This is a genomic window from Vibrio sp. 2130-1 (genome assembly GCF_033339515.1).
This window is the reverse complement of record NZ_JAWOUT010000358.1, coordinates 1-652: the sequence shown is the minus strand read 5'-3', so window position 1 is coordinate 652 and position 652 is coordinate 1. Positions and strand designations below refer to the sequence as shown.

Annotated in this window: 1 protein-coding gene and 1 pseudogene; one reads left to right on the top strand and one right to left on the bottom strand. The window is 43.7% G+C overall.

Annotated elements, in window-relative coordinates; all coding sequences use genetic code 11:
- On the bottom strand, positions 1-303 hold a 303-nt coding region (locus tag R7Q09_RS26220), incomplete at its 3' end, for an oligogalacturonate-specific porin KdgM family protein (RefSeq protein ID WP_318143952.1).
- A 129-nt stretch (positions 304-432) separates the two neighbouring features.
- Here R7Q09_RS26220 and R7Q09_RS26215 point away from each other — a divergent pair.
- A pseudogene (locus tag R7Q09_RS26215) lies at positions 433-652 on the top strand (transporter); the annotation flags it as partial.

Sequence of the window (652 nt, the reverse complement as noted above, 5' to 3'; positions counted from 1 at the left end):
ACCCGATGGGCTGGCATCAATGTTAATGCCCGGCGTTAGAGAGAAATTGTCGGTCGCTTTCCAACGGTAGCTCACGCCAGTTTCATGGCCTGCATTGCCCATGTGACCATCTTTGTAGTTCCATTTTGCTTCCACGCTAAAACCGATTTGGTTGTCGAAACGGTGAGAAACGTAAATACGATCTCGATGTTCGTCACCATCACGATCAGGCACATATTCATGACGAATATCCACCGATGCGGCAGCCACTAAACCAGAAGTCATTGCAAGTAAGAGTGCAGAAGTAAGGTATCTAGCTTTCATTTTGAAACACCATTTTATTTTATAATAAATCTTGTTTTAATATATTCATTATTACGTACTGATAAAGTTCTTATCGGTATTTTTGTGATCTTTAAAACGGTGTTTTAATTTTTTCGTGAGCTATGACACATGACTTTATTGGATTCGATGATCGTAATGATCTATCTGCTCTTTATTGGGATCGCTGCGTGGCTATTTCGCCGCTTTTCCACCTCGTCGAACGACTTCCTTCAAGGTGGAGGGACCATGATGTGGTGGATGGCTGGCGCGACTGCATTCATGACGCAATTTTCAGCATGGACGTTTACGGGTGCCGCAGCCAAAGCGTATGAAGATGGCATCAGCGTGA